The sequence below is a fragment of the Rhodonellum psychrophilum GCM71 = DSM 17998 genome (genome assembly GCF_000381545.1).
In the GTDB taxonomy this organism is placed as follows: Bacteria; Bacteroidota; Bacteroidia; order Cytophagales; family Cyclobacteriaceae; genus Rhodonellum; species Rhodonellum psychrophilum.
The window spans coordinates 1-14948 of the sequence record NZ_KB906700.1; the positions used below are offsets into that span (position 1 = coordinate 1).

A 14948-nucleotide genomic window follows, 5' to 3' on the forward strand; every position below is an offset into this window, starting at 1 on the left:
TCAAGCCGGACTCCAAAAGGGAGTAACAAGTTGGCGCTGGCTTTAAGAAATGCTGCAAACACCATTGATAAAACCAAAGATGGGGTGTTGACAAGGTTTTTCAAACGAGTGGCTTATCGCAAAGGAAGGGGAGCTGCCATTACCGCAACTGCCAGAAAGCTGGCAGTAATTATCTGGAACATGATTATAAAAGGAGAAAGATACCAGCCCGGTAATTTAGACCAATACCAAAAAGAAATGAAGGATCGAATGATAGCATCAATTAAAAAAAAGATGCTATCACTGAATATGTCAGCCGATGAGTTAAATGCTGCCCTATCATAAGTTAGATGGAAAAAGCAAAAAGGTTCCAAAAGGGGGTTGAAACTACAAGAAAATCAGACTATTGGGAGAATAATTCCCGACACCAATAGGGTGAAGTCAAATATATTCAACACCCAATTTATTATCAGTAAATTACATTATTGCATTGAGCTCGTAATGCAAAAACGGATTTAACTGATGGCTCCTAATGATTCGAGAGGCGTTTTGATCTGTATCCAAAACCCTAAAAAACCATCCTCTACCCCTTATTTTCCCGCCTCTATCCTTTTTCTTCTTTCCTGGATTTCTTGCGCTTTCTCTTTGGAAACCCCAAAAACTTTCCCGTTCAAGGCGTCTTCCATAAATTCATCGATGTAGCGCTGACTGATCTGGGAATTGTCTTTGTACTTGTCCCTCATGGCGTCCAAACGGGAATGCAAATCGGCGGTGATGGCGGCATAGGCAGGGTTTTGGTATTCGTTTTTGATCTCCATTGGGTCATTTTTGAGGTCGATCAACTCCCATTGGTCTTCCACAAAATAGTAATGGATCAACTTGTACTCCTTAGTCACAATGGCATAATGTCGGTTCACCATGTGCTCAGCGGGATATTCATAATAATGGTAATAAACGGCGTCCCTGGTCCATTTTTCTCCCTGATCGGTCAGCAGCGGAATCAGGCTTTCCCCTTGCATATCCCCAGGAGCTTCAATTCCGGCAGCTTCCAAAAATGTCTGGGCAAAATCCAGGTTTTGGACCAGTTCCTCCGAACGTGTTCCCGCCTTCACTTTGTCGGGCCAAGAGATCAACAAGGGTGTCTTGAAAGACTCATCATAAATAAAACGCTTGTCGTACCAACCATGCTCACCCAAATAAAAGCCCTGATCTGATGTATAGACAATGATGGTGTTGTCCATCAGGTCATTTGCTTCCAGATAATCGAGCAGCCTGCCCACATTTTCGTCGACTGCCTGAATGGTACCCAAATAATCCTGCATGTAGCGCTGGTATTTCCATTTCATCTTGTCCCCATCGGTCATTGTCGGGTAGCCTTTCTTAAATTCTCCGTTGACTTTTGAATATGCATCCATAAATTTTTCTTTCTGGGATGCATTTAACCGACTATATTCAAAAGCATAGCGCTGCTTGTCAAATCCAATCTCGGGAATCCCCAATTCATCCATGATCTCAGGAAAAACTTTATGGTCTCCGGCCCAGGACATGTGGTCTAGGATGTTCATTTCCGCCTCTCCCGCCGGAGTCGCCCTTCCGGAATAATCGTCGAATAGGGTGGCCGGCTCGGCGAAAGTCCTGTTGGTAAATTCATCCAAATGCCTTTCGGCCATCAACCATGATCTGTGAGGCGCTTTATGCAAATACATCAGCATAAAAGGTTGCTCTTCCTTCCGCTCATTTTGAAGCCAGTCCAATGTCATGTCCGTCACGATATCCGTCACATATCCCTCCACGGTGATGTTCCCATCATATTTGGTGATAAAATCCGGATTGTAATAGGCTCCTTGCCCGGGAAGGATTTTGAACTGGTCAAAACCTTTTGGGCTGTTGCCAAAATGGAGCTTTCCGAACATGGCCGTCTGATATCCTGCTTCCTGGATGATCTGGGGAAATGTGATATTCGTAGTGTCAAAATGAAAATGGTTGTCCACTTTCCCGTTGAGATGCGAGTGCTTTCCGGTCAAAATAGTGGCCCGGCTCGGTGCGCAGATGGAATTGGTCACGCTGGCATTGGTAAACAACATGCCCATTTTGGCAATCCTGTCAATATTGGGCGTCTCAATCAGTTTGTTGTCATAGGCCGAAATGGCCTGATAGGCATGGTCATCCGACATGATAAAGATGATGTTGGGCCGCTCTTTTGTGGCAGGATTGGCTCCGTCCTGTGCATAAACCGCGATCCCCATCAACAGGAGAAATGCAGTGGAAAATGTGGTTTTCAGGCTCATGGTGGATTTAGGTTTGGTTATATGGGTTTTTGCTCAAAAATACCCTCCCTTGGTTTTCATAAATCAGGAAAGAGTTGCTTCATGCATCCTCCTGCTCTTTGGAAACCTTAATGGAACAATAAATGCCCCATCTGCTTCCCCGGGGAGTGATGAATGCTCAATAAATCACTTTAGATTGTATTATCCAACGATTTTTTTACCAACACAAAAATTCATGACAAATGGAGTTCAGAATCCAATCCATTGAAAATCTTCTTCTTGTTGTCGATTGGGTTTGACCTCCACTTGGAAAAAGTGGTTTGGCTGTATCAATCTCATGTAAACCCGAAATAGGCAACGGCTTTCTTTATGGTCTATAAACTGCTGAAAAATCAGACTATCTGGAGAATAAGTCCAAATACCGATAGGATGGACGCAAAAATAGTGAACAACAGACTGATTATTAAGTGTTTTGAGATGTGGTATAATTAGTAAAACCTAACACGAATTAAAAATAATGTCTCGTTTTAAAAAAAATTGATCTGAGTGACTCCAGAACGAACAGGAAAAACAAATTCAAATATTCGGACTTATTCCCTGCTGGCACAAAGGCTGCTGTTACGGGCGCTAAAAAGCGGGCGTGGAATCGAAAAGAAAAGGAAAAACATTTACCTTATCCTTTCGTTTTTCATAACCGTTATTAGGCTTTTCTGTTTGCCTTGTCTTCCCTCTTCTTCTTTTTTTTGACCCTATCCTCTTTCTGGAATTTTTTCCCTTCTCCATCAAAATAAACTCCATTCGATTCCATGTCGGACATCGTGCTTTGTAGGGTATTTTTAAACTTCACCCTATGTTTTTTAGGGATTTTATCGTCCTCAAAAAGGGCCCCCAACACCTTGAACAAAGCTGCCCTACTGTAACCGGATTCTTTTTCAGTTTGGTAGGGTTCATGCTTCATTTGGCTCAATTCTTTGACCGTAGAAATAATAAATATCACGAAAGCCACCACGACCACCAAGGTCAATATGAATATATCCAGATTCTCCATATTATTTCTTCATGTTGAATAAAATCAAAAAACCCAAAATGGTCGGGCACCATAGACCTATAAAAATCGCCTTAAGGGGTTCCTTTGCGATTACAAAATAATATTCTGATATCCCGATCAACACGACCACCAATATCATGATAACGATTTCGGATTTTTTAAATTTCTTCATGAATTTTGTTGTGAGGAGACATTGGTATTTTCCAATGGATACTTGTAAAGGAATTACCCAATCTTCTAAACTTTCCTAAAGCTTGTTGATCAGGACTTGTATTTTGATAAACCCATACAACCCCATAAAGTTTTTTTCGGGGAAATAATATGCTGCTTGAGGGCTGTTTTTGCAATCGGTACAGGGGATTATTTTGAAAACCCGGTGACCAAACAAGAAAAATTTCAATTCTTTTTCAACCCGAATTCTAAGACATCGAAAAAGTAACGTAAAGCATCTGACTTGATTAAGTTAGATGGAAATGCGCATTGGATCTCCTAAAGGATATTGAAACGACAGGAAAATCAGGCTATTGGGAGAATAAGACCCAGCGCCGATTTGACAAAGTCAAAAGAGCAAACAACTGACCGATGATCAACAAACTTCAATATGGAATACAAATGGCGATACACAACAGGGGTTCAATATTTATCGACTTTTGGTTTTGGGAGAATAAAGGGATGACATGGGTTGAAAATGGATATATGACCCAATCATTCCCCACTTGCTGAACGGGATTGAACGCTTTTTTTGCGCTTCCTTTTGCCTCAAAACAAAGGAAATATAAGCCAACGGCTAACCTTACCCCTTCAAAATGGCATTCCAAAACCCCCGGAATTTCAAGGTGATAACGCAAATTTTCGTATTTTCACGAATTGAAAATCAACACACAATGAATACTTTTCCACATGACTCACAATGACTCCCGACAAACCGCAATAAGGCTCTATAGAAAACTCCGCTTGGGGTGGATTTTCAACACTTCCACTTTCACGGGCAACTTTCTCCTGGCATTGTTGATTGGCTACTTTTTCCGGAAATTGGGCTATGCGGACGATGTCAATTATGTGTTTTTCCTGAGTGTCTTGGCCATTGGGCTTTGGGTGACGGAAGCCATTCCTCCCTTTGCCGTAGGCATCTTCGTCATCGCGGGATTACTTTTTGGTTTTGGGACAGATTTTATTCTGGAAGGTCAAAAAACTCCCGTGGAAATGTACCTAGGCACTTGGACCAGCAATGTCATCTGGTTGCTCTTGGGAGGGTTCTTTCTGGCCGAAGCCATGGGCAAAGTCTCCTTGGACAAATCGCTTTTTCGCTTTACGGTCAAGCGATTTGGTAACAGTCCCGAAAAATTATTGTTGGGACTGATGTTCACCACCGCCGTGGCCAGCATGGTGATGTCCAATACCGCCACCACGGCCATGATGATTTCCTCGATCCTCCCACTGACCAAAATGTTGGGAAAACACTCTCCATTCACTAAGGCTTTGCTTGTGGGCATTCCCGCTGCCGCCACCTTGGGAGGTATGGGCACCATCATCGGAAGCACCCCAAATGCAATCGCGGTGGGTGCTCTTCATGAAAAGGGATTGAACATCACCTTCTTGGAATGGATGGCCTTTGGCTTGCCTACGGGCATGCTTGCCGTGTATCTTTTTTGGTTGTTTCTTACCAAAAAATCTGATCTCAACAAGATTGTGTTGGATATATCGGATCTGGTTTCCTATCCCAAGGACAGAAAACCATTTGAGCGAAACGCTGTGATTTTCACGCTCATCATCACCGTGGGCATGTGGCTCACAGAACCCTTGCATGGCATCCCCATCGCGGCTACCTCCGCGATCCCGATTGTGCTGCTTACGCTATTTCAAATCATCAAATCCGAAGATGTCCGGCGATTGCCTTGGGACACTTTGATGCTGGTAGCGGGCGGTCTTGCACTGGGAATCGCAATGGTGGACGTGGGATTGACAGATATCATCATGGAAAAAATCAGCGCTTTGCCCATACCGCTTGTGGGGGTGGCCATTGTCTTCAGCATCATCGCGGTATTGATCTCAAATGTCATGAGCAATACAGCGGCGGCGGCCATCTTGGTACCACTGGGATTGGCCTTGCCTGGTCTCTATGGTTTTGCAGTTCCTTTGATAGTGGCCTTAAGTTGCTCCAGTGCCCTTTTGCTTCCCGTGTCCACACCTTCCAATGCCATCGCTTTTTCCACGGGAATGATTGAACAAAAGACCTTTAGGAGCGGGGGCATTCTTATGATTTTTCTCGGACCAGCCTTGGCATTTGCCTCTGTGATGATCTGGGCACTGCTATTTGTCAGGTAGGGGATTGTCCTCTTTGGAAAGACCCGAATGGATCCTTCCCTATCGACCAATGCACGAAACATAAGCCAAAAAAGCAAAGCTTCAGACCGAATCCACCGCTGCTTTCATTTTTGCCAATCCTGTCTTGGCCACCTGCAAAGGATCCTCTTTCCAATAATTCGGGTTAAACAGTTCCAAAGAAAGGACTTTGTTTCCGCCCATGTTTTTGAGCGTTGTAAGAATTTCCTGCATGGGCGCAGCCCCGTCTCCAGGATAGACACGGTCCTTGTCCTGCTGCTGCTCCCTTGGAATATCCCCCACAAAATCATTCATGTGAAAAACCTCGATCAGGCTTCCATCCAACATTTTCAATCCTTCAAAACCTGAATTGCCCCTAAAAAGATGGTAAACATCGGGCAATATCCTGGCATCCGGATCATTGGCCACCGCGGCAACCATCAGCACTTGGCCCAAATGGTGAAAAAATGGGAAGGCTCCCCAAAACTCCAACTGCGGCATCACACCCGTGCTTCTGCCCAAGTCCAAAAGGGCTTTGTATCTTTCCCCCGCCGCAAACAAATCCAGATTGGCTTTGACACCGGCTGCAGGGGCCGCCACCCGCTTGCAACCCAAAGCAGCCAGCATTTCCATTTCCTCCCGCATCTGTAAAAAACCTGCATTTCGCTGAGTTTCATCATCTACCATCCAGGGAGCAAAACCGATGGCATTTTCAAATTTCAACCCACTGTCTTGGATATACTTCTTCAATCCGGAAACCGTATTGCCAGCCTCCAAATACTCTTGAATGTCCCTTATCCAAAGCTCCACCCCATCATATCCTGCCTTGGCGGCGATATCCAAATAGGCTTTCAATCCTGGTTTCTGCCCACTGATGGTACTGGTATTCAAGCAGAAACTGAATTGACTCGCCTTTGGAGGGGTTTGTCCCTGAAGTTGGGTGGTCATCAGCGCTCCTGCGCCCAATCCCATGGTCTTGATCATATTACGTCTGCTCAGCATATCGTTCTTTGTTTAAAATCCCCAAAAGCCCAAACTCCCATCTATTTCCCAAAGAAAACGGGAAGATTTATCCGCTCCTTTGGATTTATTTCATGTCCTTTAAAACACAAACATACAATGAGAATCAATGCATAATCCGCCATTGGTATAAAATCACCCCTTCTTTACTACCCCATCGACAATTAATTAATATATTGTTTTCCGAAATTGCTTTTCCCCAAAACAAACCCATGAAAGCTGTATTTTTTCTAATTTCATTCCACCTGACTTTTTGTTTTGCCGCCTTGAGCCAGACCAACTTGACTTTCCAGGACCTTTATCAAAAAAATATCCCCCTGTTTCAGGACATTATCAGTGGTGGTTATTATTTGGATCCCCCGAAGGAAATTGAAGGGCATCCCTATTTCATAAGCAGAAACCTTGAAACAAGCTCGCTCACCATCAATGGCCTCCGCTACCAGAAAGTCCCACTTTCTTACAACATCTTCACGGATGAGTTGATCACTTTTCAACCCATTCACAAACAAAAAATACTGATTCGCCCCGATAAAATCAATGCCTTTGAAATAGAAATCACGGGCAAGCACACCTTCGTTATCGTCCCCGAAAATCCTGGCTACCTGCACCACCGAAAAGGCATCTACGAAATCCTGGATGTCGGCAAAGTCAACTTGCTCCAAAAACACTACAAGCTGACCAAGCCAAAAAGGGAATTGAGTACCTACACCTCGGTTTTTTATGAAAAATCGGATTATTTCCTCCAAAAAAACAAAGAAATAAAACGCATCAGCAAACCCAAACAAGCCTTTGATTTTTTGGAACTTGACAAGAAGATCATCCGAAAACAACTTCGTGAAAAACAATTGATTTTTAGGGAAAACCCCGCAGCCTACCTTACTTTTTTGACCCAATTGTACAACAAACAAGATCTCCTTCCATGATAAAAAACTTACTGCTGGTTTTGTTGGGATGGATGCTGCTTTTGGGTCCCGCTTTTGGGCAGGTTGAATCTCCAGAGGGTGAAAAATTTTCCGGATTCTATCCCGGGATAAATTTCGATCGTTTTGCCCACCAAATTGAATCCTCCACTGCCTACCGCTTTTATTTTGACCTGTCTGAAGTCGAAAACATACTGGTAAATATCAATGCCAAAGACAATACGCTTTCCCAAATCCTTGAAGTGGTTTTTGAGAACAGCGATTTGAAATTTGTAATCGATGGCAAAAAAAGGGTTTTTATCACAAAGGGCTCAAGATTGGATTTCTCCTTGGGCAAGGATTTTTTTCAGATTGGTGAAAAAGGAGAACAAACTGACAGCCTTCAAGGCAATGATGAATTGAAAAGGGCTTTTACCCGAAACAAACTCTATGTCATCGGCAGCCCGGAAAAGAGCAATTCCGCGACTACCGCAACCCTGACAGGAAAAATCACGGGTCTGGAAACGGGGAATCCGGTTTCTGGTGCAGTAGTCTTTGAAAAAATAAATTATTCCAGGGCCATTGCCAACGAACAAGGACTATACAGTTTCACCCTTCCCAAAGGCCGGCATACCCTTTTTGTCCAGAACCTGGGTGGATTCGTGGAGCAGCGTCAAATCAATCTCCAAGGAGATGGGAGTTTGGATATGGCCATCGAGGAAAACATCATCTCACTTTCCGAAGTGGTCGTCAGTTCCGAGAAATTGACAAATGTTTCCAGACCGGAAATGGGTGTGCAATCCCTAAGCATGAATACCATGCGGAAACTCCCGGCAGTATTGGGTGAAGTGGACATTCTGAAGGGGTTGCTCACGCTGCCCGGCGTCAACACGGTCGGAGAAGCCAGTGTGGGATTCAATGTCCGCGGTGGAGCAGCCGACCAAAATCTGATCTTGTACAACAACACGACGATTTATAACCCCGCCCACCTCTTTGGGCTTTTCTCGGCTTTCAATCCCGACATGATCGAAAGTGTGGACCTTTACAAAGCGGGTGTACCCGTCAAATATGGGGGAAGACTTTCCTCCGTGCTCAATGTAAATGCCAAATACGGAAGCAAAGAAAAACTGAAAGCAAGCGGAGGCATTGGCCTGATGACTGGCAGACTGACGCTTGAGGGGCCTATCGGGGACAAGACGACCTTCATCATCGGGGGAAGGTCCACGTATTCCAACTGGCTTTTTGATCTTTTGGAGGAGAAAACGGATTTCCGGGAAGGAAGGGCTTCTTTCTACGATTTGAATTTCAACATGGAGCACCGACTCAATGACAAAAACATCATCCGGTTGAACAGCTACATGAGCAAGGACAATTTCCGTTTTGACCAGGACACTTTATTCGGCTATCAAAACCAAAACGTCAACCTTAGCTGGACGCATTATTTCAGTGAGCGACTGGAAGGTGAGTTTGTCATCGGACAGGACCGGTACAAATTCGGAATAGAAGGGAGAGACAATCCACTGAACGCCTATGATTTTGGATTTGACATCCAGCAGGATCATCTAAGGGCAGATTTTGTGTTCGAAAAAGACCTCAAGCATACCCTGAATTTTGGATTCAGCAGCATTCGCTATGGCCTAAGACCTGGTTATATCGATCCTTTCGGTTCTGCATCCATCGTCAACCAGGAGAAGGTAAACTCAGAGCAAGCTTTGGAAACGGCCCTTTATTTCGGCGATGACTTCGAGATCAACGACCGCATCTCCGTCAACTATGGTTTGCGCTACGTCATCTACAATTCCCTTGGACCAAATACGCTTAAAACCTACCAACCTGGACAAGCCATTTCTGAGTCCACCGTCATCGGAGAAAAATCCTACGACAAAGGTGAAATCATGAACACCTATCACGGCCCTGAATTTAGGATTTCGGGAAGGTACAATCTGGATAAATTCTCCTCGATCAAAGCCGGATACAACACCATGAGGCAGCATATCCATTTGCTGACCAATTCCTCTTCCATTTCCCCAACCGATACTTGGAAACTCAGTGACCCCAACATCAGGCCGCAATGGGGAGATCAGATTTCATTGGGATACTACCGGAATTTGAAAGCCAACACTTATGAGTTTTCGCTCGAAGTCTATCATCGGTCGATGAAAAACCTGATCGACTATCGCTCGGGTGCTTCCTTGGTCCTGAACAATGACATCGAACAGGACATCCTGAGAACCGACGGAAGGGCTTATGGTGCGGAGATGATGCTCAAGAAAAACAGCGGTAAACTCAATGGCTGGATCAGTTACACCTATTCACGATCTCTTCTGCGAACAGCGGGAGATGAAACAGCAGAAAAAATCAACGGAGGAGAATATTATCCCAGCAATTTTGACCAGCCCCATAATATCGTCCTTGTCGGCAATTATGAATTGAGCAAAAGAGTCGGTGCCGCTGTCAATGCCAACTATTCGACCGGGAGACCCGTCACGCTTCCCGTGGCCAAATTCGTCTACGGCGGCTCAGAAAGAGTCTTCTTCTCGGATAGAAATGCCTATAGGATTCCCGATTATTTCCGGGTAGACCTTTCCATGAACCTAGAGGGCAACCATAAAGTCCGAAAACTGGCACACTCCTCTTGGTCACTTGGCGTTTACAATGTTTTGGGCCGAAAAAATCCCTATTCGGTTTTCTTCACACCCGTCAACGGGGTATTGAAAGGCTACCAACTGTCGATATTTGCCCAACCGATTCCATTTGTGACCTATAATTTCCGCTTCTGATGCCGAACCATAACTGTCAAATCTCATTTTTCCTTTTGCTCATGGTCCTTTTTTTTGGCGGATGCAAAGACCCTTTTGAGCCTGAATTTGCGGAAACGGATATTTCTCAATTGGTCGTGGAGGGATTCGTGGAAACGAATAGGGCCGAATCAAAAATCCTCCTTAGCCGGACTACGCCCATCAGCAATGCCACCGACCAACTTATGGAATCCGGAGCACAAGTATCGCTTGAATCGGATTCGGGAACCCAATGGGATTTTAATGAAACGGCATTGGGTGTGTACACGCATACAGGTTTTTTTGATACCCAAAAAAAATATAAGCTGAAGATTGTCCTGAAAAACAACCAACAATATACTTCCGAGGAGCTCATGCCAATCGTCAGTCCGGAGATTGAAGAGATAAACTTCAGGAAGAATGAGGAAGGGGTTGAAATCCTTCTCAGCACGAAAGGGACGTCGACCTCCGAATATTTTTTGTGGGAATATGCCGAACATTGGATTTTCAGACCACGCATCCAAACCATCTACATCTACAATCCGGAAACAAAAGAAGTAGACTTCCGAAAACCAGAACAATCCATCAGCCTTTGCTGGACCGACAATCTATTCCCCAAGATCGTCTTGGAGAATGCGGGAAGGTATTCAGGCAATTTCATCTTTCAGAAACCGATTGTCAAGATTCCCAACCTCTCCGAAAAATTGATGCAGCGCTACAGCATCAATGTGCGCCAAAAGGCCATCTCGAAAGAAGCTTTTGATTTTTGGGAAATTCAAAGGAAAAACTCAGACGATATCGGAGGCATCTTCAGTCCATTGCCATCACTTATAGGAGGCAATTTCAAGAATATATCCAATGCAGCAGAAAATGTCATCGGATTTGTCAGCATGGGACAATCCAGCGAAAAAAGGTTGTACATCAATGTCGCGGATGTATTTCCCTGGCCGGTTTTCATTCCGGAATACGAGTTCTGTCAGGTAGAAACAACACCTACCTTTATGGCAAATTACGAATTCAAATTTGGTTCTGGTGTGTTTATTCCAGCCGTTCCGGAAATTGCAGGCACCACCACCATAGGTTACAAGGCTGCATCCACAGCATGTACCGATTGCACATTGAGAGGCTACAATGTAAAACCTGTCTTTTGGGAAGATTGAATGCCGATTTTATTGAAAAAAACGATTTAAGACCAAATCCAAAATGATTTCTTCACTACTGAAACACATTTCTTTTTTCATTCTGCTGATCCAGGCTTTCCCACTTTTTGCCCAGGAGATCCAAGAAGAAAAGGTGTATGTGCACCTGAACAAAACCATCGCCATCACGGGGGAATCGATTTGGTTTGACCTTCGGGTGGCAACTTCCTCCGGGGAATGCCATTCCAGAATCGTCTATGGAGAATTGGTCAATCGGGAAGGAAAGGGCGTTCAACAATCTATTTTTACCTTGGAAAATGGAAAAGCAGAAGGAAGTTTAGAAATCCCGGGTAACCTTGTTTCCGACCATTATATCTTGCGATTTTATACCCGCATCAGCCCAATGATGGGAAATGAAGGAATTGACAATCAGTTTATCACCGTCATCAACCCCAAGAACCCACCAAAAACCGGCACAAATAAGACCAGTGGATTGCTCCATTATTCACCAAAAAAAGCAAGCCTCCAAGAAAACCTGATCTCCGAAAGTAATGCCAAAAAACGATCCATGTTGACACCTGATCTCGGGGGAATGGAAGGGGAAAACATGACGATTTCCGTCTCAATAAAGAATCCTTTTCTGCTGGATGATTTTAAGGGGAGGTTTAATAGGGAGATTTACCAGGCGCAACAAGGGGATAAAAAATGGATCCCGGAGCCATTCGGCCATGTGGTCTTCGGCAAAAACCTCGTTGCCGAAATAGACACCACGGAGACATTTTTTCTCTCTTCCCATGGCAGCCAATCCGTTTTGAACACCGCCAAACCCAAGCCCAACGGTGATCTTTTCTTTGATTTGGGAGCGTTGAAGCAATATGATTACTTTATCATCCAATCCTCCAAATGGGAGCAACAGTTGAATTTCTCCATACAATCCCCTTTTTGCACTTTGAAATTCAAAGAGGACTTTGTTTTCCCAGAACTCATCTTGGAAGAAAAAGACAGGCCTTTTTTACTGGACCTGATCGCTGCGGGGAAAGTCTCCCCCTATTTCTATCAGCCAAAATCAACTGATTTTCAGTCAATTGTCACGGGATTCGTAGCGGATAAAACGTATTTGCTGGATGATTATACCAGATTTGACAAGTTGGAAACCGTGTTGCGGGAATATGTACCGGAGGTGGCCGTAAGAAGCCAGTCCAAAAAAACAGTCTTCAAATTACTGAACTCCCCAATCAGTAGTGTTTTTGAACAAAACCCATTGATGCTGATCGATGCCATGCCGGTGTTTGACAGCGATGTAATGGCCACATTCAACCCGGAAAAAATCCAAAAACTGGAAGTGCTTTCCAGGGAATTTTTTCTCAATGCCGATAGATTTGCCGGAGTGCTGAGTTTCACCTCTTATGAAAATGATTTTGGGGGATATGAGCTTCCTGCCACTGCTTTGTATTTGAACTACCCCCTGATTCAGCCAAAAAAAGCGCTTCAATCTCCACATTTCAATGCCAAAAGAGACCAAAGCAATTTCCCGGATTTCAGGAATGCTTTGTTTTGGAAATCAGAGATCATTTCCACTGCTGACTTTGACCAGATTTTCACCTCAGAAATTCAAGGGGAATTTGAAATCACCATCAGCTTTTATGATGAAAAGGGTGATTTCAAGATGTTTCGGGATGGATTTGAAGTAAGAAATTGACTAGGTTTTTTTCCTTAGTCCAAATCCTTCTTATTGAACTCGGTCTTCATGAATTCCTGAAGTTTCAATTGGTAACCAGCCGCATCTTGGGCATATTCAGGCACCATGGATTTCTTTTCGGGGAAAGTTTCCATATGCAACGTCTGCGTTGGGAAGGCAAACCTTACCCCAAGTTCATTGGCCAATTTCAAAATCCTGATCAACAATTCATGCCTTGCCTGCAATTCGGCGGCCCAATCCGGGACACGGAAAAACACGTAGAACATCACATCGAGGCTATACGCTGACAAATTATTGAAGTAAATATTGAAGTTCTCCTTCCGTGTATCCGGATGGGCGATCACGATTTCCCTCAGTCCATTCACAAAAGCCTCCACCAATTCCGGCGGTGTATCATAGGTAATGGTGAGGGTCGTGTAGAAGCGCCTGTACTGTCGGAGACCGTGATTGTCAATGGTGGCATCCGCGATTTTTCCATTGGGAATATAGGTTACCGAATTCCTGAATGTCCTTACCCTGGTGGAGCGAAAACCGACTTCCTCAACCGTCCCATCCACATCACCACTTGTAATCCAATCTCCGACTTGAAAGGGTTTGTCGATAAAGATCATAATGGACCCAAAGAAGTTTTTGATCGTATCCTGGGCGGCCAAAGCAAAAGCCAAACCCCCGATCGAAAGACCGGTCAAAAATGGCAATATGTCAATCTCCAGGCCTTCCTTTAAAATATAGAGTGTTCCTACGATGAGCACAAAGGCCTTCATCGTTTTTCTTACCAGAGGAACCAATTGGTCATCCAGTGTAGAATCTGTTTTACTGGCAAGCCTGGCGAAATAAACTGCCACGATTCCCACGATTTTGTAAAACACAAGGGTAATGATGAACGGTTTTGCGGCACTGATCAGCATGGTAATCCAAGAGACCACCTCTATCGGCAACTGCAGCAGCCTGATAAAAAGCGATAGCAGCATGACAACAAAGTAAATACTTGTGATCCTGGCCAAGGGAAGCAAATATTTCTCTCCGGTTTCACCATAATTGAAGCGCTCGAGGAAATGCAATAGCCCTCTGTCCACCAAAAAAGTAATCACTTTATGGAAAACAAAAAGCATCAATATCAGAATCAAAATACCCGCCAGTTGCCAGAATTGAAGGCCAAAGTAAACCTGATTGCCCAGCTTGGGCAATAGATTCAATAATTTTCCCGTCCCGAAAGGATAGGTTTCCTGATGCAGTTCGTTGATCTGTGAAACGGAGAAAGCACTGAATTTCCATTCTCTACCTTTTTTCTCCAAATAAATGCTGGGAAGGCGCTTGGCATCAAAAAAATATCTTGCCTGATTATTCTTGAGAGAGTCTAGGTAATTCGGCTCATTGGGGACCTCGTTCAGCCTGACATAAATCCCCTTTCCGTCAAAAATCTGTTTCAATTTAATGGTTAATTTTACCGCTTCCGCCTTTTCTTTGGAAGAGAGGGAAAGCGACTTTGAAGCCGCCTCCGGCTCGTAATTGTCTGGCCTTAGGTTGTAAAAAAAGGTAAGTGTTGTATTGTAGGGCGAACTTAAATTGTGGTATTCTTTTGGATCAACCGGGATCTGGTTTTCATCCAGAATGACTTGCCCCATCCCAGGAAAGGCAACCATAAAAAAAAAAAGAATTGAAAAAAGAATTGAAAAAAGAATTGAATTACTATTAAGCATCATAAACGTTTTTGTATTTCGAACACAAAAATAGATATACTAGCCGGATACAAAAAATTTTATCAGAAACATATCCCATAAAGGACGCGACTTGGACT

General features: G+C 44.0%; 10 protein-coding genes and 1 pseudogene. 6 read left to right on the plus strand and 5 right to left on the minus strand.

What is annotated here, in order from left to right:
- Positions 1-324 (plus strand): annotated as a pseudogene (locus tag F824_RS0123950) (IS110 family transposase); the annotation flags it as partial.
- Positions 325-569: 245 nt separating this feature from the next.
- On the opposite strand, the gene F824_RS0123955 reads toward F824_RS0123950, so the two are convergent.
- The 3 genes from F824_RS0123955 to F824_RS27785 form a co-directional block, all read right to left on the minus strand.
- A complete protein-coding gene (locus tag F824_RS0123955; RefSeq protein WP_051107590.1) occupies positions 570-2225 on the minus strand; it encodes a sulfatase family protein in 1656 nt (551 codons plus the stop codon).
- Between the two features lie 721 nt (positions 2226-2946).
- Positions 2947-3294, minus strand: coding sequence for a hypothetical protein (locus tag F824_RS0123965; protein WP_019600483.1), 348 nt, complete (start codon positions 3292-3294; stop codon positions 2947-2949).
- Position 3295: 1 nt separating this feature from the next.
- Complete coding sequence (locus F824_RS27785) at positions 3296-3466, minus strand: hypothetical protein (protein WP_019600484.1); 171 nt, start codon at positions 3464-3466, stop codon at positions 3296-3298.
- 728 nt (positions 3467-4194) lie between these two features.
- Here F824_RS27785 and F824_RS0123985 point away from each other — a divergent pair.
- Positions 4195-5619 carry an SLC13 family permease gene (locus tag F824_RS0123985; RefSeq protein WP_019600487.1) on the plus strand — a complete coding sequence of 475 codons (1425 nt, stop codon included), beginning with the start codon at positions 4195-4197 and terminating at the stop codon, positions 5617-5619.
- Between the two features lie 81 nt (positions 5620-5700).
- On the opposite strand, the gene F824_RS0123990 is transcribed toward F824_RS0123985, so the two are convergent.
- Positions 5701-6618, minus strand: coding sequence for a sugar phosphate isomerase/epimerase family protein (locus tag F824_RS0123990; protein WP_031327224.1), 918 nt, complete (start codon positions 6616-6618; stop codon positions 5701-5703).
- A 230-nt stretch (positions 6619-6848) separates the two neighbouring features.
- Here F824_RS0123990 and F824_RS0123995 point away from each other — a divergent pair, with 230 nt between their 5' ends.
- From F824_RS0123995 to F824_RS0124010, 4 genes are read left to right on the plus strand one after another with little or no spacing between them, the layout of a single operon-like run.
- Complete coding sequence (locus F824_RS0123995; RefSeq protein WP_033405679.1) at positions 6849-7559, plus strand: hypothetical protein; 711 nt, start codon at positions 6849-6851, stop codon at positions 7557-7559.
- Positions 7556-10315 (plus strand): TonB-dependent receptor, encoded by a 2760-nt coding sequence (locus F824_RS0124000; protein WP_019600490.1) that lies wholly within the window; start codon positions 7556-7558, stop codon positions 10313-10315. Before F824_RS0123995 ends, F824_RS0124000 begins: the two co-directional genes overlap by 4 nt.
- Positions 10315-11472, plus strand: coding sequence for a DUF4249 domain-containing protein (locus tag F824_RS0124005; protein ID WP_019600491.1), 1158 nt, complete (start codon positions 10315-10317; stop codon positions 11470-11472). Before F824_RS0124000 ends, F824_RS0124005 begins: the two co-directional genes overlap by 1 nt.
- Positions 11473-11515: 43 nt before the next feature.
- A complete protein-coding gene (locus F824_RS0124010) occupies positions 11516-13150 on the plus strand; it encodes a hypothetical protein (protein ID WP_019600492.1) in 1635 nt (544 codons plus the stop codon).
- A 14-nt stretch (positions 13151-13164) separates the two neighbouring features.
- Here the strand turns inward: F824_RS0124010 and F824_RS0124015 are convergent, their stop codons facing one another.
- Complete coding sequence (locus F824_RS0124015) at positions 13165-14853, minus strand: mechanosensitive ion channel family protein (protein ID WP_019600493.1); 1689 nt, start codon at positions 14851-14853, stop codon at positions 13165-13167.
- Between the last annotated feature and the right edge of the window lie 95 nt (positions 14854-14948).

Coding starts and splice junctions, on each gene's coding strand:
- F824_RS0123955 (WP_051107590.1), bottom strand. CDS start 2,225: ATGGGGATCGCGGTTTATGCACAGGACGGAGCCAATCCTGCCACAAAA.
- F824_RS0123965 (WP_019600483.1), bottom strand. CDS start 3,294: ATGGAGAATCTGGATATATTCATATTGACCTTGGTGGTCGTGGTGGCT.
- F824_RS27785 (WP_019600484.1), bottom strand. CDS start 3,466: ATGAAGAAATTTAAAAAATCCGAAATCGTTATCATGATATTGGTGGTC.
- F824_RS0123985 (WP_019600487.1), top strand. CDS start 4,195: ATGACTCACAATGACTCCCGACAAACCGCAATAAGGCTCTATAGAAAA.
- F824_RS0123990 (WP_031327224.1), bottom strand. CDS start 6,618: ATGCTGAGCAGACGTAATATGATCAAGACCATGGGATTGGGCGCAGGA.
- F824_RS0123995 (WP_033405679.1), top strand. CDS start 6,849: ATGAAAGCTGTATTTTTTCTAATTTCATTCCACCTGACTTTTTGTTTT.
- F824_RS0124000 (WP_019600490.1), top strand. CDS start 7,556: ATGATAAAAAACTTACTGCTGGTTTTGTTGGGATGGATGCTGCTTTTG.
- F824_RS0124005 (WP_019600491.1), top strand. CDS start 10,315: ATGCCGAACCATAACTGTCAAATCTCATTTTTCCTTTTGCTCATGGTC.
- F824_RS0124010 (WP_019600492.1), top strand. CDS start 11,516: ATGATTTCTTCACTACTGAAACACATTTCTTTTTTCATTCTGCTGATC.
- F824_RS0124015 (WP_019600493.1), bottom strand. CDS start 14,853: ATGATGCTTAATAGTAATTCAATTCTTTTTTCAATTCTTTTTTCAATT.